The organism is Erwinia rhapontici, from assembly GCF_012271765.1.
Taxonomy (GTDB): Bacteria; Pseudomonadota; Gammaproteobacteria; order Enterobacterales; family Enterobacteriaceae; genus Erwinia; species Erwinia rhapontici.
This window is the reverse complement of record NZ_VRKO01000015.1, coordinates 185,596-208,304: the sequence shown is the minus strand read 5'-3', so window position 1 is coordinate 208,304 and position 22,709 is coordinate 185,596. Positions and strand designations below refer to the sequence as shown.

Here is a 22,709-nt window from a genome sequence, read left to right as displayed (position 1 = left end):
ACGCCGCCCCGAGGGGCGGCGTTCTTTCATGCGATACTAAGGCCGATTAAGCTTCAGCAACGATGTTTACAGTCAGTTTAGCGAAGACTTCGCTGTGAACCTGGAAGTCCACTTCGTGCTCACCGGTAGTACGCAGAACGCCGTTCGGCAGACGAACTTCGCTCTTAGCCACTTCAACGCCAGCCGCAGTTACTGCGTCAGCGATGTCACGGGTACCGATGGAACCGAACAGTTTACCTTCGTCGCCTGCTTTAGACGCGATGGTAACGGTGCCCAGTGCATTGATTTTCTCAGCACGTGCATTAGCTGCAGACAGAACGTCAGCCAGTTTGGCTTCCAGTTCTGCACGGCGTACTTCGAAGAATTCAACGTTTTTCTTAGTAGCAGGAACAGCTTTGCCCTGTGGTACCAGGAAGTTACGAGCGTAGCCCGCTTTAACGTTAACCTGATCACCCAGGCTGCCCAGGTTTGCTACTTTATCAAGCAGAATAACTTGCATTACCTTATCCTCTTAAAGTCGTTAATGGACAGTTGCCGTTACTGATGACGATCAGTGTACGGCAGCAGGGACAGGTAACGCGCGCGCTTGATAGCACGAGCCAGCTGACGCTGGTATTTTGCGCGAGTACCGGTGATACGGCTCGGTACGATCTTACCGCTTTCAGTGACATAATTTTTCAGCGTTGCGATATCTTTATAATCGATCTCTTGAACGCCTTCCGCTGTGAAACGGCAGAACTTGCGACGACGGAAATAACGTGCCATTTGGCTAGTCTCCAGAATCTATCAATTCAATCTGCTCGGCATGCAGTACGAGTTTGTTCAGGCCGTTGCGCCCTTGATGGCTGCAAATAAAACCCTGAACAGTTAGCTGCGTGCCGACCGTTATACTTTGAGTAATCGCCTGATGGGCTTTGCCGCTGATAATCACCGGCATACGGCACCAGGCTTGCCGGTTAAAACCGGCTTCCACCTGCTCTGAACGATGCTCAAGCACGAACTGGCAGTGTGGAATTCCTGACGGGCTGACTTTTCGCATTGGCGTCTTGCACACAGTGCCAGACAGCGTCAGTCGGTTAGCCGTCACGGAAATTACTCTTCAGAATCCCCAGCATCTGCATCATCAGAGGTTTCATTAGCAAAATCTTCGCGACGATCACGACGCTCATCTTTCGCTTTAACCATCGGAGATGCTTCAGTTACCGCGTGCTTAACGCGCATAACCATGCTGCGGATAACGGCGTCGTTGAAGCGGAAGTTAGTTTCCAGCTCATCGATCGCTTCCTGCGGAGCTTCAACGTTCAGCAGAACGTAGTGGGCTTTGTGCAGTTTGTTGATCGGGTAAGCCAGCTGACGACGGCCCCAGTCTTCCAGGCGGTGGATCGTACCTTCTGCACCAGTGATGGTTGCAGAGTAACGCTCGATCATGCCAGGAACCTGTTCGCTTTGGTCAGGGTGAACCATAAATACGATTTCGTAATGACGCATCGAATTTGCTCCTTACGGATTATTCAGCCTCCTGTCGGGGTCAACCGCGGCCCATGGAAGCAAGGAACGTTATAAGCCGTGACCAAATAGTGCCGGGTCACAACCTGAGAATGCGGCTGAAAAATTGACGCGTAATCATACTTGCGGGGAGGGGATAACACAAGGTAAAGATTGGTGTTCAGCAGGGTATTTCGGGGGAACCAGAAAAGAAGGCCCCGCCCTACGGTTGGGGGCGGTCTTTTTCTTCGCGCATCCCCAAAAATTACAAATGATGTTTAAAAAATGCCGTCATGGCGCTCAGCGCAGGCGGTGTGATGCGGTGCCCAATACCTTTTTCCGTCAGGAAGGTCAGGTTCGCATTTTGCCCGCTTTCACGTAACGCTTTCTCCAGCCTGACGCTTTCAGCGGCGGGAACCACATCATCCGCCTCACCGTGCCACACCAGCAGAGGCCGGTTAGCCAGTTTTTCGAGCTGATGACTGACCTCATATTCCGCCAACGGCGCCAGCCGTTCAGCCAGCGTTTTTCGCTCATCCGGGCTACGCGCAACAAACGGCGGAAACAGTGTCTGTGCCAGTTGGCTGAAATAGCCTGATCCCATCATACAGGCCGCGCTGCGCAGCTGTGGGTAGCGAGCCAGTGCGCCCAGCACAGTCATCCCGCCCATCGACGCTCCGGCGACCGCCAGCCGTGCGCCATCCACGAGTTTCTGTTCACGCAGCGCTCGTTCAATACCCGGTAATTCGTCAATATTGCTGCGCAGGATCTCCCAGAAGTGAGTCACTCGTCGCTCATCGTCACCGTTGTAACGCGCCCCGTGCATATCCGCATCGGGCAGAATGGCACGGAAACCCGCCTGCGCCAGCGCTACAGCAAAGTAGGAATAGACCTCTTTTGACGAGGTGTAGCCATGATAGAACAGCACCGTGGGGAGCGGTTCATGCATTTTTCCTGCCGGACAGGCATGTAAACATTCGATATTGGCGAAAATTTCTGTGTTGACTTCAATCATTACATCTCCTTGTCAAATTCATCACGGCACGCTCTTTTTTCAGGAACATAGCGCCGCTTTAGGGATTAACAGTAAAAGAGCACTAATGTGATATATCTCACAATAAACTACGCCGAATTCCCACTGAGTTTATAGGGTAAATTTTACCCATCCCCTGCCGTTAACTCGTGTAAGACCCTAACGATTTAAGGCATAACGATGAAACGTCTCTCTCTCAAGACATGGAGTCTGGGCGTAAAACTTTCGGTACTGACCTCGCTGACCGTGGCAGTGCTGTTTATTATTTTAACCCTGACCCTGAGCCACAATGCAGCAAAACAAGTCCATACCCTGACACTGGCCGATATGGATAACCAGGTGGATGGCATCGGCGATATGGCCAGCATGTTTAACACCACCCTGGCTGAAGAAGTCAGCAACTACACCGGATTATTCCAGAGCTTCCTGCCGAAGCGCTTTTCGCTGGATGAATCACAGCACATCGCCGTCGGTGAACAGCAGACACCCACTCTGCGTGCCGGGCTGCGCACACTGAACCTTGATCAGGTGCTGGTGGATGATTTCCAGGAACGTACTGGCGCTATCGCCACTATTTTCGTCCGTACCCAGGACGACGAATTTATCCGCATCTCCACCTCCTTGCGTAAAGAGGATGGTGAACGTGCTATCGGCACCCGGCTTGACCATAGCAGCCCCGCCTGGCAACCGATACAGAAAGGCGAGATTTTTCGCGGTGTCGCCCTGCTGTTTGGCAAGCGCTACATCACCCAGTACCAGCCGGTACGTGATGACGCTGGCCGGGTGATTGCCATCCTGTTTGTCGGTGTGGATATCACGAAACAGTATGCAGTCATCCGCCAAAAAGTGCTGGCGAAGCATCTCGGCGACAGTGGATTTTTTTACGTGCTAAACCGTGCACCGGGGAAACTGAATGGCCACTATCTGTTCCACTCTTCCCTTGAAGGTAAAATGCCGGATCTGCCGCAGGAGGCCCGGCAGCAGCTGTTAAGCCAGCCTCGAGGAACACTGGAAACCACTGACGATAACGGGAAGGAGCGAATCCTCGCCTGGCAATATTTACCGGAATGGAATTGGGTCGTGGTAGGTGACGTTGACAAGGCCAGCCTGCTGGCACCTGTTCAGCAGACACGGAATCTGTTTCTGCTGATCGGTGCCGCATTGGTGGGGTTGTTTGCCGTGCTGTTCGTCTGGATTACTCGCCGCTGGCTGAGCCAGCCACTCCAACAGGTGATCACACTGGCGCGAGAGTATGCGGCCGGTAATTTACTGGCGACATTGAGCACCCGCCGCCAGGACGAAGTGGGACAGTTGATCGTGGCGATTAACGGCATCGGCGACGGGCTGGAACGCGTTGTCGCTCAGGTACGTCACGCTGCCGATGAGATCGCCAGCGGAACCGAAGCTATTGTGACCAGCAGCAGTAACATCAGCGAGCAGATTACCCGCCAGGCCAGCAGCGTTGAGGAAACGTCCGCGAGTATGGAGCAGCTTGGCGCCACGGTGGAACAGAACGCCGGGAATGTCACTCAGGCACTGCGCCTGGTTGGTGAAGCAGCCGAGGCAGTTAGCAAAGGTTCAGCCACCGTTGGCCAGTCGGTAGTCACCATGTCCGATATCAAGACGGCATCACAGGGCATTGCAGATATCACCCAGGTGATCGAGTCGATTGCTTTCCAGACCAATATTCTCGCCCTGAATGCAGCGGTAGAAGCGGCGCGTGCCGGAGAAAACGGGAAAGGCTTCGCGGTGGTCGCTGCCGAAGTACGGGCATTGGCACAACGCAGTGCGCATGCGGCCAAAGAGATTGACCATCTGATTGCCGACTCATTGCGTAAAGTGGTGCAGGGGCACGACCTGTCTGAACAAACCCGCCAGGCGATGGATAACATTACCGGGCGCATTGATCAGGTTAAGGCATTAATGAGTGAGATTAACGTGGCCTCACACGAGCAATCGACTGGCATAGGTCATGTTAATATTGCGATGGCGCAGATTGGCCAGGCCACGCATCAGAACAGCGAACTGGTGATACATTCTGAGCAGACCGCGCAGGAGCTGAGCCGTAAGGGACATCACCTTAACGAACTGGTACAGGTGTTTAACGTCAAGTCATAAACTGGCGTACACTGATTGTCGGTATCTTGTTGAGATGATGACTATGCGCCTGATAACCGCTGTCGTGTTCGCCCTGTTGTTAAGCGGCTGTAGCGTGCTGAAAAGTACGCCGCAGCCTCCCCCGCCGCCTGGCGCACAGGCGGTAGAGATCAACCGTGCGCAAAGTGCCACGTTGCCACGCCTCGGTAGTGCCAGCGTGACCGTGCGGGGATCGCCGGATGATGCCGTGCGGGCACTGGCAGCGAAAGCCAATGCCGCCGGCGCGCGTTACTATCAAGTGCTGCTGGTCAATGAGACGGTGGCACCGGGTCTGTGGTACGCCAGTGCGATTTTCTATGGGGCAGGTATAACTGACAGTGGCGTGAAGTAATCGGGGAATATCAGAGAATATCGGGGCGCGAACACGCCCCGGACAGTTATTTCGCGCTGCGCTGACGCACCGCTTCAAACAGGCAAACACCCGTGGCAACCGAGACGTTGAGCGAAGAGACGCTGCCCGCCATCGGAATGCTAATCAACTCATCACAGTGCTCACGCGTCAGACGACGCATGCCTTCCCCTTCTGCACCCATCACCAGCGCCATTGGGCCGGTCATTTTGCTCTGGTACAGCGTATGGTCAGCTTCACCTGCGGTGCCCACAATCCACACATTTGCTTCCTGCAACACACGCATGGTGCGCGCCAGGTTGGTGACTCGGATCAGCGGGATATGTTCTGCCGCGCCGCTGGCGACTTTTTTCGCCGTGGCATTCAGCTGGGCTGAACGGTCTTTTGGCAGAATGATCGCATGCACACCTGCTGCATCCGCGCTGCGCATGCAGGCGCCGAGGTTATGCGGGTCGGTCACGCCATCAAGAATCAGCAGGAACGGACTGTCCAGACTGGCCAGCAGATCCGGCAGATCGCCTTCCTGATATTGACGCCCTGGTTTCACACGGGCAATGATCCCTTGGTGAACAGCGCCTTCTGATTTGCTATCCAGTACCTGCTTGCTCGCGACCTGAATAACGATGCCCTGCGCTTCCAGCGCTTTAACCAGCGTCTGCAACCGGCGATCGTCACGCCCTTTCAGGATAAACACTTCCTGGAAACGCTGTGGATCGCTGTCGAGCAGCGCCTGTACGGCGTGGATACCAAAAACAATTTCACTCATTTCATTGACTCAGTAGTTCGTTATTTGCGCGTGTGCGGGTCAGGCATGCCTGACCCCTACGCTGTAGGGGCGACGCACGCGTCGCCCGGATGCGGTTATGCGCCGTCGGTTTTCTTCGCCCGCTTCGCACGAGTGGCAGCACCGATTTTACGGGTTTTATCCGATGGCTTACGCGGTTTTTTCTCTTTCGCAGCGGCGGGAGCAGCACCGTCAGCGGCTTTGGCCGGACGGAAAGCGCTGTCCGGCTCAAAGTTGGCCCCTTTGCGCGGTGCACGACGGCGGTTGCCGCTGTTCTTCGGTGCCGCACGTTTTTCGCGTTCGCGTTCGGTTTTCCCTTCGCCACGCGGTTTACGGCTGCTTGAGATCAGGGCGAAGTCGATCTTACGTTCGTCCATATGCACCGCATCAACACGCACTTCCACCGTGTCGCCGAGGCGATAGGTACGGCCGCCGGATTCACCGATCAGACGCTGACCTATCGCATCAAAGCGATAGTAGTCATTATCCAGGGTAGACACATGAACCAGACCGTCGATAAACAGGTCAGTCAGACGTACAAAGAAGCCAAACCCGGTCACGCTGGAGATCACGCCAGTAAAGGTTTCCCCGACCTGATCCTGCATAAAGTCACACTTCAGCCAGTCCGCAACATCACGGGTCGCTTCATCCGCGCGGCGCTCTGTCAGCGAACAGTGCTGGCCCAGTTGCAGCATCTGCGGCATCTCGTAGTGGAATCCGCCCGTTGGGGTGGTATTGCCCTGCAAGGTGCCTGCTTCTTTCGCCAGCAGATACTTGATGGCACGGTGTAACAGCAGATCAGGGTAACGACGAATAGGCGACGTAAAGTGCGCATAGGACGCCAGCGCCAGGCCAAAGTGGCCACGGTTTTCCGGGTCATAAACCGCCTGCTTCATCGAACGCAGCAGCATGGTTTGCAGCATCTCGTGATCCTGACGACCTGCGATCTGGCTCAGCAGCGCTGAGTAATCGACCGGCTGCGGCTTATCGCCACCCGGCAGCGTCAGGCCCAGTTCATTCAGCACGGAGCGGAAGCTCTTGATGCTTTCATCGCCTGGACGGTCGTGATCGCGGAACAGCGCTGGCTCGTTGTTTTTCTCAACGTAACGCGCCGAGGCAATGTTCGCTAAGATCATGCACTCTTCAATCAGCTTGTGCGCATCGTTACGAGAAACCTGCTCCACGCGTTCAATACGACGATCGGCATTGAAGATAAATTTCGCTTCATCGGTTTCAAACGAGATACCGCCACGCTGTTCACGCGATTTTTCCAGCGCCAGGTACATGCGGTGCAGCTCTTCGAGGTCTTTTACCAGCGGCTCATACTGCTGGCGCAGTTCCTGATGCCCCTGGAGAATGTTCCACACTTTGTTGTACGTCAGACGCGCGAAGGAGTTCATCACCGCTTCGTAGTGCTTATAGCCGGTCAGCTTACCGGTGGAGGAGATGGTCATCTCGCACACCATACACAGACGGTCCACTTCCGGGTTCAGGGAACACAGGCCGTTGGACAGCACTTCCGGCAGCATTGGCACCACCTGAGACGGGAAGTACACCGAAGTACCACGGTTAACCGCTTCATCGTCCAGCGGGGTGCCAGGACGCACGTAGTAGCTCACGTCGGCGATCGCTACCCACAGACGCCAGCCGCCGCCGCGTTTACGTTCACAGAAAACGGCGTCATCAAAGTCACGTGCGTCTTCGCCATCGATGGTCACCAGCGGCAGATCGCGCAGATCAACGCGGCCCTGTTTGGCATCTTCCGGCACTTCTTCGCTCAGATGAGCAATCTGTTTTTCCAGCGCTTCCGGCCATTCATGCGGAATATCATGGGTGCGCAGCGCCATATCGACGGCCATGCTGGTGCCCATATTGTCGCCGAGCACTTCAACGACTTTACCCACGGCTTTGCTACGACGGGTGGGACGCTGAGTCAGCTCCACCACCACCACAAAGCCCATGCGAGCACCCATCAGCTCTTCAGCCGGGATCAGGATGTCGAAGCTCAGACGGCTGTCATCCGGCACCACAAAACCTACACCGGAGTCAGTGAAGTAGCGGCCAACAATTTGGGCGTTACGCGGTTCAACCACGCGAACCACGCGTGCTTCGCGGCGACCTTTACGGTCAGCGCCCATGGCCTGCGCGAGGATCATGTCCCCGTGCATGCACATTTTCATCTGTTCGGCAGAGAGATAAAGGTCATCTTTGCTGCCTTCAATGCGTAAGAAGCCGAAGCCATCGCGGTGACCGATGACTTTACCTTTTAACAGGTCCAGGCGTTCCGGCAGCGCGTAGCACTGGCGGCGGGTAAACACTAACTGCCCGTCACGCTCCATGGCGCGCAGGCGACGACGCAGCGCTTCAGTCTGCTCTTCTCCGCTTATCGCTAATTCTTCTGCCAGCTCTTCACGGCTGGCCGGTTTTTCACGTTTGTCCAGGTGGGCAAGAATGAACTCGCGGCTTGGAATAGGGTTTTCGTACTTTTCAGCTTCTCGTTCCTGAAAGGGATCGTGTGACATCGAGGTTCCTCCGTTGTCAGCTGCTCAGTGAAGGTCTTTCACTCAGCAAAATTTGGTAGAGCGGATTGTTGTTTTCAACCAGGTCGGCCAGGGTGTATTGATCAAGCTCGTGCAGAAAACTCTGTACGGCATCATGCAGCGCTTTTTTCAGGCGGCAGGCTGAGGTGATGTGACAAAAGTCACTGTGACAGTTCACCAACTGCAGGGGTTCCAGCGCGCGTACCACCTGACCAATCACAATATCTTCGGCGGGTTTACCCAAACGGATACCGCCATTTTTGCCACGCACTGCTGCAATGTACCCGGCACGACTAAGGTGATTGATAATTTTGACCATATGATTACGTGACACACCGTAGGTGTCAGTCACCTCACTGATACTGGTCATCTGGCCTGCGGGTAGCGAAGCGAGATAGATCAGCGCACGTAAACCGTAATCGGTGAAACTGGTTAGCTGCACGGTAACCTCAGAGATACAACCGCATATGAAGTTGTGATCCGCTCAAGAATTTGTATGGTTAACAATGATAATAAACCAGCCACGGCTAGCCGGGCCATTTTATTTAAGGTGAGAACGGCAGAAGGGAACGGCAGGAAACCGGTACTAAATAAAAGCTGGCCGGGCAATGCCCGGCCTGAAACGGAATTATGCGTCAAACGGGTCGCGCAGAATCATGGTTTCGCTACGATCCGGGCCGGTAGAAATAATATCAATCGGCACTCCGGTTACGTCTTCAACGCGCTTGATGTAGTCAAGCGCTGCCTGCGGCAGACCTTCCAGCGTTTTCACACCAAACGTCGTCTCCGACCAGCCTGGCATGGTTTCATAGATGGGCTCAATGCCTTCCCAACCCTCTGCTGCCAGCGGGGTGGTAGTGACTTCGCGGCCATCTGGCATACGGTAAGCAACACAGATTTTCACTTCTTTCAGGCCATCCAGCACGTCCAGTTTGGTCATGCAGAAGCCAGAAAGGGAGTTGATCTGAACCGCACGGCGCACGGCAACCGCATCCAGCCAGCCAGTACGACGACGACGCCCCGTTGTGGCACCGAACTCGTTCCCCTGCTTGCACAGGAACTCGCCGGTTTCGTCAAACAGTTCAGTCGGGAACGGGCCAGCACCCACACGAGTGGAGTACGCTTTCACGATACCCAGCACATAGTCAACGTAACGTGGACCAATGCCTGAACCCGTTGCTACGCCACCTGCGGTGGTGTTAGACGAGGTTACATACGGATAAGTACCGTGGTCGATATCCAGCAGTGTGCCCTGCGCGCCTTCGAACATGATCAGATCGCCACGCTTACGCGCACCGTCCAGCAGTTCGGAAACGTCAACCACCATGCCAGTCAGGATATCGGCAATCGCCAGGGTATCCGCCAGCACTTTGTCGTAGTCTACCGCTTCAACTTTGTAGTAGTTCACCAGCTGGAAGTTATGGAATTCCATGACTTCTTTCAGCTTTGCAGCGAAGGTTTCTTTGTTGAAGAGGTCGCCAACACGCAGACCACGGCGAGCCACTTTATCTTCATAAGCCGGGCCGATACCACGACCGGTGGTGCCGATGGCTTTCGCGCCGCGCGCTTTTTCGCGAGCAACGTCCAGCGCCACATGATACTCAAGGATCAGTGGGCAGGCTTCAGAAATGAACAGACGCTCGCGTACCGGGAAGCCGCGATCTTCCAGACCTTTCATCTCTTTCATCAGCGCAGCAGGAGACAGCACAACACCGTTGCCGATGATGCTGGTGACGTTCTCACGCAGGATGCCAGATGGAATTAAGTGGAGGACGGTTTTCTCACCGTTGATGACTAGCGTATGGCCAGCGTTATGGCCTCCCTGGTAGCGCACAACGTATTTTGCACGTTCTGTCAGGAGGTCAACTATCTTACCTTTACCTTCGTCACCCCATTGGGTGCCCAGTACGACGACGTTCTTACCCATTTTTCAAAATCACCGATTGCTTAAAAAAGGATTCTACCATCGTCATTTCCCTCTTTCAGCAGTTTTAGCATACGATTGCGTACTTTTTTACCAGTTAGCACTTTGTGCGGCGGGATTACAGTACGCGACACACTTAACCACCATTACCCCGGCTCACCATGTAGTAGATCACCGCACCGGCAACCACCAGACCACCCCCGACTCGCCGCAGCAGGCCATCCGGCATCCGCGCCATGGTGATGATCATCCGCCGCCAGAGGCGCGGATACAGCATCGGGCCTAATCCCTCAAATACCAGCACTAACCCCAGCGCCATCCACACTGTTGCGTTCATGTTATTCACTCACTGTCTTTGCCATTAAAAGAAACATAAAAAAAGGGCCGGAATTTCCGGCCCTTAGAGTGCACTATCAGCGGATTAGCGCGTCGTGGTAGACGGGCTCTTCATAAAGCGGAAGAAGTCGCTATCCGGACTGAGCACCATGACATCCTGATTGCTCTTGAAGCTGTTTTCGTAAGCACGCAGGCTACGGATAAAGGCATAGAAGTCAGGATCCTGGCTGAACGAATCAGCAAACAGTTTCGCCACTTCCGCATCGCCTTCACCCTGAGTAATCAGAGCCTGACGGCGCGCTTCAGCCAGTGTACGTTCCACTTCATAATCTGCCTGAGCTCTGACCTTCGCGGCTTCTTCTGCACCCTGAGCACGCTGGCTACGGGCAACAGATTCACGCTCGGCACGCATACGTGCATAGATAGCGTCAGACACTTCCGTTGGCAGGTTAATCTGCTTGATGCGCACATCAACCACCTGGATACCCAACGCCGCCATACTGTTCGGGTTGATAGCCGGTTCGTTGCTGTTCGTCTCGCTTTCAACGCGTTTCGCTACAGATGCAATCGCATCATCGGCGGCTGGCGTTGCCACTTCATCATCCTGGCCTGCACTACCGGTGTTCAGCGCATCACGTACATCAGTCGTCAGACGGCCACGAGAGTCAGTCACGATGTCTTTGACATCCAGACGACCAATCTCAGAACGCAGACGGTCACTGAACTTACGTTTCAGCAGCACTTCGGCCTGAGAGACATCACCACCGCCGGTGGCGAGGTAGTAACGGCTAAAGTCGCTGACACGCCATTTGATGTAGGAATCAACGATCAGGTCTTTCTTCTCTTTAGTGACGAAGCGATCGGCCTGGTTGTCCATCGTCTGAATACGCGCATCAAGTGACTTCACAGATTCCAGGAACGGGATCTTGAAGTGCAGGCCTGGCGCGTAGACCAGAGGTTTATTTTCAGAATCGCGCAGTACTTTACCGAAGCGCATCACAATGCCACGCTGGCCTTCCTGCACAACAAACAGTGACGCGTACAGCACCACCAGCACAACAATCAATAGTACGATTAATGGCTTACGCATCGCTTACTCTCTCCCTTCGCGCTGGGTATCGTTACGCTGAGCATTCACCCGGCGCTGATCCATAATGTCGTCCGGACTGAACGACGAACTGCCGCTGGCGCGCTCGTTACTGCCTGATGCCGGTGGCAGACGCAGCAGACCGCCGCTTCCATCCTGACCACTGGCAGATGCACCGCCCTGGCCACGCATCAGCTGATCCAGTGGCAATACCATCAGATTGCTGCCTTTATCGTTAACCAGCACCTTGCGGGTATGGCCCAGCACGCGCTCCATGGTTTCGATATACAGACGTTCACGGGTAATCTGCGGTGCCGCTTTGTACTCCGGCAGAATACGCGCGAAGCTGTCGACTTCACCCTGGGCTTCCAGTGTGACACGAGATTTGTAGGCACGAGCCTGTTCCAGAATCCCCTGTGCATCACCACGTGCACGTGGCAGTTTGTCATTAGCGTAAGCTTCCGCTTCACGAACAGCCTGCTCACGGTTTTCACGTGCAGCAATCGCATCATCGAAGGAGGCTTTCACATCTTCCGGCGGACGCGCTGTCTGGAAGTTGACGTCCAGAAGGGTAATACCCATATCGTACGGACGCACAGTTTCTTCCAGCTCACGCTGGGTTTCGCTACGCACCACGGTACGGCCTTCGGTCAGAATACGGTCCATGGTTGAACGACCGATAACGCCACGCAGGGCGCTGTCGGTTGCCTGACGCAGGCTGTCATCAGCGCTGGTCACAGCAAACAGATAACGTTCCGGGTTGGTCACGCGGTACTGCACGTTCATCTCAACGCGCACAACGTTTTCATCAGAGGTCAGCATGGTGCCGGAAGCCGACAGCTCACGCACCGCCTCCACGTTCACCGCACGCACCTGATCAACGAAGGTCGGTTTCCAGTTCAGACCCGGCTCGACCAGATGACTGAACTTCCCGAAGCGTGTTACCACGCCGCGCTCGGCCTCTTTGATGGTATAGAAGCCGCTGGCAGCCCAGATAACCACTGCTGCTACCGCCACGATACCGACCAGACGTCCGGCATTGCCGGGTTTGCGCTGGCCACTGCCGTTGCCGTCACCGCCTTTTTTACCACCGCCCAGGCCACCGAGCTTATTGCTCAGCTTACGGAAGATATCATCTAAATCAGGAGGCCCCTTATCGCGCCCTCCTTTATTTCCCCCAGAGTTGCCGCCTTGGTTATTGCTGCTTCCCCACGGGTCGCGGTCCTGTCCGTTATTCCCGGGCTGATTCCACGCCATGTTTATACTCCATTAATTGTGTGTGCGGTGGTATCCCAGGCCGGGATACACGTGTCAGGCAACATCAGTTAAACAATATAATCGACCAGCGAGGGTTCCTGTTTACACAGGCGACGCCAGTCAACGATTGGCATGCGCACATGTAACCCTACGCTACCATCGTCTTCATTCCACTCTTTCTCTATCGCCTGCAACTGGTAAAAGCGGCTACGTAACCGCCCAGCTGCTGGCGGCAGGCGTAAATCATACTGCGCGATTTCACCGGCCAGGCGCTCAGTCAGCGCCTGGAATAACAGTGGAATTCCTTCCCCCGTCTGGGCTGAAAGCCAGACACGGATGGGCAGGTTTTCTTCATCACGGTCGATACGCGGAACAAAATCATCCAGCATATCGATTTTATTCATCACCAGCAGGCTGGGGATTTCATCGGATTCAATTTCTTCCAACACCACGTTGACCGCTTCGATGTTGTCATCAAGCCGGGCATCCGCTGCATCAATCACGTGCAGCAACAGCGTCGCCTCACGGGTTTCCTGCAACGTGGCTTTAAACGCCGCCACCAGATCATGGGGCAGATGGCGAATAAAACCCACGGTATCGGCCAGTACCACTTCGCCCACATCAACCACATCAACACGACGTAACGTCGGGTCGAGGGTGGCAAACAGTTGGTCAGCCACATACACCTCGGAGGTGGTCAGGCGATTGAATAATGTGGACTTACCGGCGTTGGTGTATCCCACCAGCGAAACGGTTGGGACATCGGCCTTGTTACGGGCCTGCCTGCCCTGCTCGCGCTGCTTAGAGACGCGTTCAAGACGGGAAAGAATCAGCGTAATACGGTTACGCAGTAAACGACGGTCGGTTTCTAACTGGGTTTCACCCGGGCCGCGTAGACCAATACCGCCTTTCTGGCGTTCAAGGTGCGTCCAACCGCGAACCAGTCGCGTGGCAAGGTGACGCAGCTGCGCCAGCTCAACCTGCAATTTACCTTCATGGGTTCGGGCGCGTTGGGCGAAGATATCCAGGATCAGTCCGGTGCGGTCAATGACGCGGCACTCACACAGGGCTTCCAGGTTTCGCTCCTGTGCCGGACTCAAGGCGTGATCGAACAGCACCACGGAGGCACCGCTCTCTTTTACCGCATCGGCAATTTCTACAGCCTTTCCTTCACCGACAAAATATTTGGGGTGTGGCGCCTTGCGGCTGCCTGTAACGACACGCAGCGCTTCTACGCCAGCAGAAGACACCAGAGTTTCAAACTCCTGTAAATCTTCTGTATCTCTGTCTTGCGAGAAATAGATGTGCACCAGTACGGCCTGCTCACCGGCATCATAACGGTCAAACAAACTGAAAACCTCTCGATACTTTGTTAAACCTGCTGCGCGTTGGCCATACTGCGTCAAAACCAGATTCAAAATGCGCGTTCAGCTCACTAAACGGCGTTTTTTGCATGGATTCACTTAATGTCTTAAGCGCAATAAGGAAGCCAGGCGTTAGATTCGTTGCCATAAAAATATTGCCAGGACGGGGAACCGCGATCAAAAGACTCCCCGTCTTGGAGGGACAGCCACGCTACTTATTCAGCGTCATCACTGTCTTGCTGAGGCTGAGAAGCTGCCCCCTGGTTACTTCCGCTATGATGATAGTTGCTGCTTCCGCCACCTGCATTGTTGCTATGGTGGGAGACCGGGCGGGACGGAACAACGGTAGAGATCGCGTGCTTGTACACCATCTGGCTAACCGTGTTTTTCAAAAGAATAACAAATTGATCAAACGACTCGATCTGGCCCTGAAGTTTGATGCCATTTACCAAATAAATCGAAACCGGAACACGTTCGCGACGCAGTGCGTTCAAGAACGGATCTTGCAATGATTGCCCCTTAGCCATTCTATCTTTTCCTTATATGCTTGTTGTTTGTAACTTAAGAACCATAGGGTTCGAAATACGACGTAAAAAATTTGCGCAAGATAACGCACCAATTGTACACAATCACCCAGGCTTCGCACTAAGAACCTGTAACACTCTGTCGTATGCAACATCGGGCTGTTCGCTGTCAAGCCAGTGAACTTCCTTCCAGCCGCGTAACCAGGTCATCTGTCGTTTCGCCAACTGCCGGGTTGCGCAAATTCCCCGATAAACCATGTCATCGTAATCAATTTCACCGGATAAAAATGACCACATCTGGCGATAACCAACACAACGAATGGAAGGCATGTCCGTATGCAAATCACCTCGGGCAAAAAGCGCCCGAGCTTCCGCTTCAAATCCTGACGCCAGCATCTGATGATACCGCTGCTCAATACGCTGATGAATCAGTTCACGGCTCGCCGGTGCGATAGCAAACTGTGAGACATCATATGGCAGGGGATCGCCCGACGTTTTTGTCAGTTCCGTTAAAGTTTTACCCGAAATAAAAAAAACTTCCAGTGCTCGCGAGAGTCTCTGGGGATCATTCGGATGAATACGACTTCCAGCAACGGGATCTACATCACATAACTGGCGATGAAGGGCTTCCCAGCCTTCTTCGTTCGCCATCTGCTCAATACGCTGACGTACCTCTGGATCGGCCGAGGGCAACGGCGATAATCCTTCCAGTAACGCCTTGTAATAGAGCATGGTGCCTCCAACAAGCAACGGAATATTTCCCCGCCGGGTAATTTCCGCCATTTCGGCCAGTGCATCGCGCCGAAATTCTGCGGCCGAATAGGCCTCAGACGGATCGCGTATGTCCAGCAAATGATGGGGCGCGAGCGCAAGTTCTTCTGCGGATGGCTTGGCGGTACCAATATCCATCCCGCGGTAGATCAGCGCTGAATCAACACTAATCAGCTCTACCGGTAACGCCTGACGCAATGCAATTGCCAGAGAGGTTTTACCGGAGGCCGTAGGCCCCATCAAAAATATTGCCTTAGGCAGGCCAGCCATGGATTGTTCACTCATGCTTCAGGGCGTTCATCGCCGATTCAATATCGATGTATTGCAATAATCCAGAAGGTGGCGACTTCACTAACTGCGGGCAAAGTCGTTCGACTTCAGCCAGCAAGGTAATCGCCTGCGAGTGATTCCAGTGCTGATGTTCAGAAACCGACTGGCGCGCTAACCACTGCGCTGTCTGGCTCGCTGAAGCATCTTGCTGCCGGGCCAGATACCCTAACATTTCTGGAATCAAGTTTTGTAAATTTTGTTGGCGTAATGGTAAAGGCACGGCGCGTAACATCACATGATGAGCGTCAAACAGCAGGTCAATGCCCATCTCGCTCAATAAGGCAGCATTTCGGTTACCTGCCTCGCGCTCTGCCTTCTCCAGCTTCAATCGGACCGGAATCAATAGCGGCTGAGGTTTCAACCCCTCGCTACCGGGCTCCAGCTGTGTCTGTTTCAGCCAGCGCTCTGCCACTGCCAGCGCGATTAATGCCACACCCGATGTTCCGTCAACCAGCGCATACTGTTCACGTACTACCGTCAGCACTCGCCCAAAGCTGTGCACATGCCCGCTCAACGGTGCCGGTTTGTCTTCTTTTGCGGCGACCGCCACGGGGCTCGGCTCTTCACTGCGTGCCGGGGTGTTCAATAGTTGCTGATAGACGGCACCTTCACGTTTCTGATACTGCGGCTCCTGCCGCTGCCAGCTATTGCCGCCGCTCCCGGTATTTCCCGCCGGGGCAGCACGCGGTGGCGTCGCCGGCGCAGGTTCAGCAAAATGATTCCCCCCTGCCGCCTGGCGGTTTTCCGGCTGCCAACGTTCGGCAGAGGCAGAGGACATTTCAGGCAGTGTTTCAGCACCGGTTTCCTGTAATACACTCACCACGCCTTGATAAATAAAGTCATGCACCAGGCGCGACTGATGAAAACGCACCTCATGCTTCGCCGGATGTACGTTGACATCCACCTGATGCGGGTCAATTTCCAGATACAGGACATAAGCAGGCTGATGCTGCTCCCCCAGTTTGTCCTGATAGGCCTGACGGATAGCGTGATTGATCAAACGGTCACGCATCATGCGGCCGTTAACATAGCAATATTGTAATTCCGTCAGCGCTTTTGACCCCACCGGGTCAGCCACCCAACCGCGTAAACTCAGATCGCCGTGCTGCCATTCAATGGTAAGGGCGTGAGTCATAAAAGCGGTGCCGCAGATGGCTGCCACACGGCGCTCACGCTGCGTACTATCACTGACGCCGCGATACTGACGCACCAGCTTTCCGTTGTGGGTGAGGGAGATCGCCACATCAAAGCGTGCCAGCGCGATACGCCGGATCACTTCATCAATATGGGTAAATTCGGTTTTTTCGGTGCGCATGAATTTGCGGCGCGCCGGGGTGTTATAGAACAAATCCAGCACTTCCAGCGTGGTGCCTACCGGGTGCGCCGCCGGTTTGACGGTCACCGCCTGATCGCGCCCTTCGGCATAGGCTTGCCAGGCTTCGCTCTGCGCTTCCGTTCGCGATGTCAGGATCAGACGCGACACCGAGCTGATACTGGCCAGCGCCTCGCCACGAAATCCGAGGCTGATAATCGCCTCAAGATCGTCCAGCGTCGTGATCTTACTGGTGGCGTGGCGCGCCAGTGCCATCGCCAGCTCATCTTTAGTAATGCCGCAACCGTTATCACGAATGCGGATCAGCTTTGCGCCGCCTTTTTCGATATCGATATCAATGCGCGTTGCGCCCGCATCCAGACTATTTTCCACCAGCTCTTTCACCACCGATGCCGGGCGTTCAACGACTTCACCAGCGGCAATCTGATTAGCAAGTTGTGGCGGTAATACCTGAATGGGCATGATTTATCCTTAGAAAAGGGCCAGGCATGCCTGCCCCCTGGGGAGGGGCGAGGTATGCCCCGCACGAGATTATGACGCCGGAATTTTTAATGTCTGGCCAAGCATCACATTCTGAGACTTCATCTTATTCGCCTGCTGGATAGCCTGCGGGCTAACGCCATATTTCGCCGCAATCGCCGTCAGCGAATCGCCACGGACCACTTTATGCCGGGCCGGCTTTTTGCTTTTTGCCACACTGGCGATGGCGGCCGTTTTACTGCCTGCTGGCACTTTCAGACGCTGTCCCACCCACACCACATCTTTTTTCAGGGTGTTCATGGAGCGCAGTGTCGACATGCTGACACCGTAGCTGGCGGCGATACCGGATAACGTTTCACCGCGTTTCACCACATGGCGCTGCGTTGCGCCAGTGTATTCGGTCGCTGTTGGTGCCGGGTTAGCCTCGACTTCAACCGCCGTTGCGGCTTGCAACGGTCGGTTTTCCTCCTTTGGGATCGATTGTAGCGGGTGCGCCAGGAAGTAGTTGCGCAGGCCTTTATAAATCGACTCGGCAATCTTCTGCTGGTAAGCGCTACTGCCAAGCAGTCGCTCCTCCGAAGGGTTACTGATAAAGCCGGTTTCCACCAGCAGAGAAGGAATATCCGGCGAGCGCAATACGCCCAGGCTGGCATGTTCCGGCCGGCGTTTGTGCAGTGCGCCTACGCGTTGCAACTGCGCAATCACTTTCACTGCCACATCGTAGCCGACACGCTGCGAATGGCCGAACTGTAAGTCCAGCACTGCCTGGCTCAGGTAGGGATCGGCCTGGCTGTTGGCTAACAGGTCACCTGCCCCCCCCAACAGTTCTGATTGCTTCTCATGCTGCTCCAGCCAGCCAGCCATTTCACTATTGGCACGACGGTTCGACAGCACCCAGACCGATGCCCCGGATGCTGAGCGGTTAGGTGCGGCGTCAGCATGAATAGAAACCAGCATATTCGCATTCTGTTTACGCGCCACATCCGAACGCCCCATCACGGAGATAAAGTAGTCGCCGTCGCGGGTCATCACCCCTTTAAACATCGGGTCGGCATTGAGCAGCTCTTTCAGCTTACGCGCAATCGCAATGGTGACGTTTTTCTCTTTCAAGCCACCGCCGCCAATGGCACCGGGGTCCTGACCACCGTGACCGGCATCGATCGCCACAATCACCGTATCGTTGCTACTGGCCGCGCTGCGCGGGCGTGCGACCTGATTGCCGCTGCTGACCGACGTCACCGGATTAGCATCAAACGGGCTTTTCCCAGGCTGACTGGCTGGACGTGAACGGGAGACACTGCTGACTGGCGCATTGGGACTGGCGGTTTGTGCGGCAGGCTGCGTACCCGTAATGGTAAACACCACGTTGTAATTATTGCCGTTACGCTGGGTGACCGCACGCGTTTTCCCACGCTGGGTGAGCTCAAAGACAAGCCGGATACTCTGGCTGTCTTTCGCCGTACTGGAACGAATGCGTTTGACAATATTTTCACCGCTGAAATTCAGCGGCAGCCCTTGAACAATCCCGCTCTGGCGAATATCCAGCACCACCCGGTCCGGGTTATGCAGCGGGAAAAAGGCATAGACGGGCTGACCGGCAAAGCTCAGGGTCACTTCCGCCTGGTTACTGCCGTTCGAGACTTTAATATCCGATAAATTTGCCGCCAGTGAGCTAAATGAACAGCAGAACAGCGCCAGCAGACACCAGGCTTTCAATCGCAACATCATGCGCCACCCTGCTCAGCGGTCATCCGCGCCAGCATCACTTCACCCGCAGGCGAGCAGGCACGCAATAAGGCTTCGCGCGCATGCCCCTGATAACTGAGGTGCAGTTCCAGATCCGGCTCGGGCAGAACACCCGCGCCCTGCTGCGGCCATTCGACCAGACACAAGCTGTCAGGGCCAAAGTAATCACGAATTCCCATAAACTCCAGTTCTTCCGGGTCAGACAAGCGGTACAGATCGAAATGATAAACCCGGCGATCCGGCAGGACATAGGGCTCAACCAGTGTGTAGGTAGGGCTTTTCACATTGCCCTGATGGCCGAGTGCCTGCAAGAATCCGCGGCTGAAAGTGGTTTTACCCGCGCCCAGATCGCCATAGAGATAGAGGGTCGCCGCGCCATCACAGGCGCGGGCCAGGCGGGCACCCAATGCGAGGGTTGCTGCCTCATCGGGCAACGCAATTACACAGGTCATCATTCTTTAGTATTCGAGATCTCAGGATTGACAAACAGATACAGCTCGGAGAACAAATCGGTGGCTAACATTCCGCGTGTACCGCGACGTTGCGCCACTGCGTCTGCCGCCGCTCCGTGCACTACGCATCCTGCGCAGGCGGCATCGTACAGTGAGAGCTTTTGCCCTGCCAGGCTGCCGATGATACCAGATAACACATCTCCCATTCCCCCGCTGGCCATACCGGCGTTGCCGACATCAGCAATCGCCAGTTCGCCCTGCTCGCTGGCGATGAGCGTCCCGGCACCTTTCAGTACCACAACGCCACCATAACGCTTTTGCAGACGCCGTACAGCCAGTAAGCGGTCACTCTCAATATCGCTAACTTTAGTGTTCAAGAGCCTTGCGGCTTCGCCGGGATGCGGCGTAATAACCCGATTTTGACGTTTATCGGGGCTGATTGCCAGCAGGTTAAGCGCATCGGCGTCCCAAAGCATCGTTTTCTGAGTATTTTCTACCTTTTTCAAGGCTTTCTTACCCCATTCACCCTGGCCAAGACCGGGGCCAATCACAATGACATCAGCCCATTCCAGGCCTGCATCCAGCGTCTCTGCCGTCATCTCCTGCACCATCAGCTCGGGCCGTGCAGTCAACAGCGGGCCAACATTCTCAATGTGAGTAAGCACTCGCACCAGCCCTGACCCCGAACGTAATGCGGCCTCAGCCGTCATTCGAATGGCCCCGGCAGTGCCATGATCGCCCCCGATAACCAGCAGTCGCCCGTGATCCCCTTTGTGCGAGGTGGGACGACGAGGCGGCAGCCAGGCGGCCAGATGATGAGCATCGTAACGCGCGATGGGCGCAGACCGGGTCTGCAACCACGCATCAAGATTCAGACTGTGGCAATGTAGCTGACCGACATGGTCACGCGCCTTACCCGTTAGCAAACCTGGTTTTAGCCCCACAAATGTCAGCGTGTGTTGGGCATCTATTACCACTCCGGGCACTGTCCCGTTAGCAGCCACTAACCCGGAAGGAATATCCAGAGAGAAAACCGGCGCAGTATGGTGGTTTGCCTGCTCAATAAGACGGTCATAGGGAAAAGCAGGAGGGCGATTGAGACCGGTACCCAGCAGGGCATCAACAATGACATCTGTCTTTTCTGGCCATGCAAACGAGACATCGTGGATCACGCCTCCGGCCGCCAGCCAGTTTTCACGTGCCTGACGAGCTTCCTCCGGCAGCGCGCTGTCACTCTCCACCGCAATCAGGGCCACTTCCACACCGGCCGCCTGCGCCAGGCGCGCCACCACAAAGCCGTCACCGCCGTTGTTACCCGGTCCGCACAGAATCACCCAGTGTTGCGCATGCGGCCACTGCTGGCGCAGCAGACTGAAGGCAGCCTCCCCCGCTCGCTGCATCAATTCGAACAGGGTGATGCCAAGATTGTCCGCCCCCTCGCGCTCCAGCCTGGCTATCGCCTCCACAGGCCAGACAGAATAGGGTAAACTGACCGGGTCTTTTTGCTGGTTCAGGTCATTCATGTCGCATCCTCTCGATTTCCATCAACTCGCTCTGGATATTAAACAGTGGGGTCTTGACCTCGGCTTTCAGCAGGTGGGTATCTGTGATACCGACTTAACGCTGGAAGAGCCGCGTCTTCAGGCCTGGCTGGATAAACAATATCACGGAGAAATGGACTGGATGGCGCGTCATGGCATGATGCGCGCCCGTCCCCATGAACTGCTTCCCGGCACGTTACGGGTGATCAGCGTGCGGATGAATTATCTGCCGGCAAAAGCCGCCTTTGCCAGCACGCTGAAAAATCCGCGCCTCGGTTATGTCAGCCGTTATGCTCTTGGCCGCGATTACCACAAAGTATTACGTAATCGACTGAAAAAGCTCGGCGATAAGATCCGCGAACACTGTAGCGAGGCCCAGTTCCGACCCTTTGTCGACTCTGCCCCGCTGCTGGAACGCCCACTGGCCGCCAAAGCGGGCCTGGGCTGGACAGGCAAACACTCGCTGATCCTTAATCGTGAAGCGGGGTCGTGGTTTTTTCTTGGCGAATTACTGATCGACCTGCCATTACCCGTAGATCAAACGGTGGAAGAAAACTGCGGGCGCTGCGTGGCCTGTATCACCACCTGCCCAACGGGTGCGATTGTCGAACCCTATACCGTTGATGCCCGCCGCTGTATCTCCTACCTCACGATTGAGTTAGAAGGCGCGATCCCGGAAGAGTTTCGTCCATTAATCGGAAATCGTATTTATGGTTGCGATGACTGCCAGCTGATCTGTCCGTGGAACCGCTACGGTCAGCTCACCGATGAAGATGATTTTAGCCCGCGAGCGGTGTTACACGCTCCACCGTTGATCGAACTTTTTGCCTGGGATGAAGCGAAATTTCTGCGTATCACGGAAGGATCGGCTATCCGACGTATTGGTCATCTGCGCTGGTTGCGTAATATTGCGGTAGCGCTGGGCAACGCTCCCTGGGATGAAAAGCATCTGGCGGCGCTGGAAACACGACGGGGCGAAAACAACATGCTGGATGAGCATATCGACTGGGCTATTGGCTGCCAGTTAGCACGACGTGAAGAAAACAGGGTCGACGTTCAGAACAACCAGCAAAAACGTCTGGTTCGCGTCATTGAGAAGGGATTACCGCGTGATGCTTAATTGCACAACATACGGAATATTACCCACGCGGAATCTTTTCCACATGCTGTGAATAAAAATAAAAAGTCGTTGTCATTCAACCGTCACAGAAACCAC

Annotated in this window: 22 protein-coding genes; 3 read left to right on the top strand and 19 right to left on the bottom strand. The window is 55.1% G+C overall.

Annotation, left to right across the window (positions count from 1 at the left end):
- Window positions 1-46 precede the first annotated feature (46 nt).
- The 5 genes from rplI to yjfP all read right to left on the bottom strand — a co-directional run bounded on the left by rplI (window position 47) and on the right by yjfP (window position 2,500).
- Window positions 47-499 (bottom strand): 50S ribosomal protein L9, encoded by a 453-nt coding sequence (gene rplI, locus FVB43_RS16540; protein WP_133842546.1) that lies wholly within the window; start codon window positions 497-499, stop codon window positions 47-49.
- Window positions 500-537: 38 nt separating this feature from the next.
- On the bottom strand, window positions 538-765 hold the full coding sequence (gene rpsR / locus FVB43_RS16535; RefSeq protein WP_062745644.1) for a 30S ribosomal protein S18: 228 nt from the start codon (window positions 763-765) through the stop codon (window positions 538-540).
- 4 nt (window positions 766-769) lie between these two features.
- Complete coding sequence (gene priB / locus FVB43_RS16530; protein ID WP_159336799.1) at window positions 770-1,087, bottom strand: primosomal replication protein N; 318 nt, start codon at window positions 1,085-1,087, stop codon at window positions 770-772.
- A 5-nt stretch (window positions 1,088-1,092) separates the two neighbouring features.
- Window positions 1,093-1,488 (bottom strand): 30S ribosomal protein S6, encoded by a 396-nt coding sequence (gene rpsF, locus FVB43_RS16525; RefSeq protein ID WP_034891402.1) that lies wholly within the window; start codon window positions 1,486-1,488, stop codon window positions 1,093-1,095.
- Window positions 1,489-1,750: 262 nt separating this feature from the next.
- A complete protein-coding gene (gene yjfP / locus FVB43_RS16520; RefSeq protein WP_167864325.1) occupies window positions 1,751-2,500 on the bottom strand; it encodes an esterase in 750 nt (249 codons plus the stop codon).
- Between the two features lie 198 nt (window positions 2,501-2,698).
- Here yjfP and FVB43_RS16515 point away from each other — a divergent pair, with 198 nt between their 5' ends.
- Window positions 2,699-4,636 (top strand): methyl-accepting chemotaxis protein, encoded by a 1,938-nt coding sequence (locus FVB43_RS16515; RefSeq protein WP_133842549.1) that lies wholly within the window; start codon window positions 2,699-2,701, stop codon window positions 4,634-4,636.
- A gap of 43 nt (window positions 4,637-4,679) precedes the next feature.
- On the top strand, window positions 4,680-5,006 hold the full coding sequence (gene bsmA / locus FVB43_RS16510; protein ID WP_167864324.1) for a biofilm peroxide resistance protein BsmA: 327 nt from the start codon (window positions 4,680-4,682) through the stop codon (window positions 5,004-5,006).
- A 46-nt stretch (window positions 5,007-5,052) separates the two neighbouring features.
- Here bsmA and rlmB read toward each other — a convergent pair whose 3' ends face one another.
- The 14 genes from rlmB to nnr all read right to left on the bottom strand — a co-directional run bounded on the left by rlmB (window position 5,053) and on the right by nnr (window position 21,475).
- Window positions 5,053-5,790, bottom strand: a complete 738-nt coding sequence (gene rlmB / locus FVB43_RS16505) for a 23S rRNA (guanosine(2251)-2'-O)-methyltransferase RlmB (protein ID WP_062745656.1) — start codon at window positions 5,788-5,790, stop codon at window positions 5,053-5,055.
- Between the two features lie 95 nt (window positions 5,791-5,885).
- Window positions 5,886-8,330, bottom strand: coding sequence for a ribonuclease R (gene rnr / locus FVB43_RS16500; RefSeq protein ID WP_133842551.1), 2,445 nt, complete (start codon window positions 8,328-8,330; stop codon window positions 5,886-5,888).
- 16 nt (window positions 8,331-8,346) lie between these two features.
- Window positions 8,347-8,790: a nitric oxide-sensing transcriptional repressor NsrR gene (gene nsrR, locus FVB43_RS16495; protein WP_133842552.1), complete on the bottom strand. Its 444-nt coding sequence runs from the start codon at window positions 8,788-8,790 to the stop codon at window positions 8,347-8,349.
- Window positions 8,791-8,976: 186 nt separating this feature from the next.
- A complete protein-coding gene (locus tag FVB43_RS16490; protein WP_133842553.1) occupies window positions 8,977-10,275 on the bottom strand; it encodes an adenylosuccinate synthase in 1,299 nt (432 codons plus the stop codon).
- A 133-nt stretch (window positions 10,276-10,408) separates the two neighbouring features.
- On the bottom strand, window positions 10,409-10,609 hold the full coding sequence (locus tag FVB43_RS16485) for a DUF2065 domain-containing protein (protein ID WP_133842554.1): 201 nt from the start codon (window positions 10,607-10,609) through the stop codon (window positions 10,409-10,411).
- 84 nt (window positions 10,610-10,693) lie between these two features.
- On the bottom strand, window positions 10,694-11,698 hold the full coding sequence (gene hflC, locus FVB43_RS16480) for a protease modulator HflC (RefSeq protein WP_133842555.1): 1,005 nt from the start codon (window positions 11,696-11,698) through the stop codon (window positions 10,694-10,696).
- A 3-nt stretch (window positions 11,699-11,701) separates the two neighbouring features.
- Entirely contained in the window at window positions 11,702-12,952 is a 1,251-nt protein-coding gene (gene hflK, locus FVB43_RS16475; protein ID WP_133842556.1) for an FtsH protease activity modulator HflK, read from the bottom strand.
- Window positions 12,953-13,020: 68 nt separating this feature from the next.
- Entirely contained in the window at window positions 13,021-14,301 is a 1,281-nt protein-coding gene (gene hflX / locus FVB43_RS16470) for a ribosome rescue GTPase HflX (RefSeq protein WP_133842557.1), read from the bottom strand.
- A gap of 230 nt (window positions 14,302-14,531) precedes the next feature.
- Entirely contained in the window at window positions 14,532-14,843 is a 312-nt protein-coding gene (gene hfq / locus FVB43_RS16465; protein ID WP_062745674.1) for an RNA chaperone Hfq, read from the bottom strand.
- A 102-nt stretch (window positions 14,844-14,945) separates the two neighbouring features.
- Complete coding sequence (miaA, locus tag FVB43_RS16460) at window positions 14,946-15,896, bottom strand: tRNA (adenosine(37)-N6)-dimethylallyltransferase MiaA (RefSeq protein WP_167864323.1); 951 nt, start codon at window positions 15,894-15,896, stop codon at window positions 14,946-14,948.
- The gene (gene mutL / locus FVB43_RS16455) at window positions 15,889-17,736 is read right to left on the bottom strand and encodes a DNA mismatch repair endonuclease MutL (RefSeq protein ID WP_159336794.1); all 1,848 of its coding nucleotides are present in this window, start codon (window positions 17,734-17,736) and stop codon (window positions 15,889-15,891) included. Before mutL ends, miaA begins: the two co-directional genes overlap by 8 nt.
- Before the next feature lie 69 nt (window positions 17,737-17,805).
- Window positions 17,806-19,482, bottom strand: coding sequence for an N-acetylmuramoyl-L-alanine amidase AmiB (amiB, locus tag FVB43_RS16450; protein ID WP_133842560.1), 1,677 nt, complete (start codon window positions 19,480-19,482; stop codon window positions 17,806-17,808).
- Window positions 19,479-19,955 (bottom strand): tRNA (adenosine(37)-N6)-threonylcarbamoyltransferase complex ATPase subunit type 1 TsaE, encoded by a 477-nt coding sequence (gene tsaE, locus FVB43_RS16445; protein ID WP_133842561.1) that lies wholly within the window; start codon window positions 19,953-19,955, stop codon window positions 19,479-19,481. Before tsaE ends, amiB begins: the two co-directional genes overlap by 4 nt.
- Window positions 19,952-21,475 (bottom strand): bifunctional ADP-dependent NAD(P)H-hydrate dehydratase/NAD(P)H-hydrate epimerase, encoded by a 1,524-nt coding sequence (gene nnr, locus FVB43_RS16440; protein WP_167864322.1) that lies wholly within the window; start codon window positions 21,473-21,475, stop codon window positions 19,952-19,954. The genes tsaE and nnr overlap by 4 nt, the downstream gene beginning before the upstream one ends.
- Between nnr and queG the strand changes: the two genes are divergently transcribed.
- Window positions 21,474-22,613: a tRNA epoxyqueuosine(34) reductase QueG gene (queG, locus tag FVB43_RS16435; protein ID WP_133842563.1), complete on the top strand. Its 1,140-nt coding sequence runs from the start codon at window positions 21,474-21,476 to the stop codon at window positions 22,611-22,613. The genes nnr and queG overlap by 2 nt on opposite strands.
- Window positions 22,614-22,709 lie beyond the last annotated feature (96 nt).

Coding starts and splice junctions, on each gene's coding strand:
- rplI (WP_133842546.1), bottom strand. CDS start 499: ATGCAAGTTATTCTGCTTGATAAAGTAGCAAACCTGGGCAGCCTGGGT.
- rpsR (WP_062745644.1), bottom strand. CDS start 765: ATGGCACGTTATTTCCGTCGTCGCAAGTTCTGCCGTTTCACAGCGGAA.
- rpsF (WP_034891402.1), bottom strand. CDS start 1,488: ATGCGTCATTACGAAATCGTATTTATGGTTCACCCTGACCAAAGCGAA.
- yjfP (WP_167864325.1), bottom strand. CDS start 2,500: ATGATTGAAGTCAACACAGAAATTTTCGCCAATATCGAATGTTTACAT.
- FVB43_RS16515 (WP_133842549.1), top strand. CDS start 2,699: ATGAAACGTCTCTCTCTCAAGACATGGAGTCTGGGCGTAAAACTTTCG.
- bsmA (WP_167864324.1), top strand. CDS start 4,680: ATGCGCCTGATAACCGCTGTCGTGTTCGCCCTGTTGTTAAGCGGCTGT.
- rlmB (WP_062745656.1), bottom strand. CDS start 5,790: ATGAGTGAAATTGTTTTTGGTATCCACGCCGTACAGGCGCTGCTCGAC.
- rnr (WP_133842551.1), bottom strand. CDS start 8,330: ATGTCACACGATCCCTTTCAGGAACGAGAAGCTGAAAAGTACGAAAAC.
- FVB43_RS16490 (WP_133842553.1), bottom strand. CDS start 10,275: ATGGGTAAGAACGTCGTCGTACTGGGCACCCAATGGGGTGACGAAGGT.
- FVB43_RS16485 (WP_133842554.1), bottom strand. CDS start 10,609: ATGAACGCAACAGTGTGGATGGCGCTGGGGTTAGTGCTGGTATTTGAG.
- hflC (WP_133842555.1), bottom strand. CDS start 11,698: ATGCGTAAGCCATTAATCGTACTATTGATTGTTGTGCTGGTGGTGCTG.
- hflK (WP_133842556.1), bottom strand. CDS start 12,952: ATGGCGTGGAATCAGCCCGGGAATAACGGACAGGACCGCGACCCGTGG.
- hfq (WP_062745674.1), bottom strand. CDS start 14,843: ATGGCTAAGGGGCAATCATTGCAAGATCCGTTCTTGAACGCACTGCGT.
- miaA (WP_167864323.1), bottom strand. CDS start 15,896: ATGAGTGAACAATCCATGGCTGGCCTGCCTAAGGCAATATTTTTGATG.
- mutL (WP_159336794.1), bottom strand. CDS start 17,736: ATGCCCATTCAGGTATTACCGCCACAACTTGCTAATCAGATTGCCGCT.
- amiB (WP_133842560.1), bottom strand. CDS start 19,482: ATGATGTTGCGATTGAAAGCCTGGTGTCTGCTGGCGCTGTTCTGCTGT.
- tsaE (WP_133842561.1), bottom strand. CDS start 19,955: ATGATGACCTGTGTAATTGCGTTGCCCGATGAGGCAGCAACCCTCGCA.
- queG (WP_133842563.1), top strand. CDS start 21,474: ATGTCGCATCCTCTCGATTTCCATCAACTCGCTCTGGATATTAAACAG.
- nnr (WP_167864322.1), bottom strand. CDS start 21,475: ATGAATGACCTGAACCAGCAAAAAGACCCGGTCAGTTTACCCTATTCT.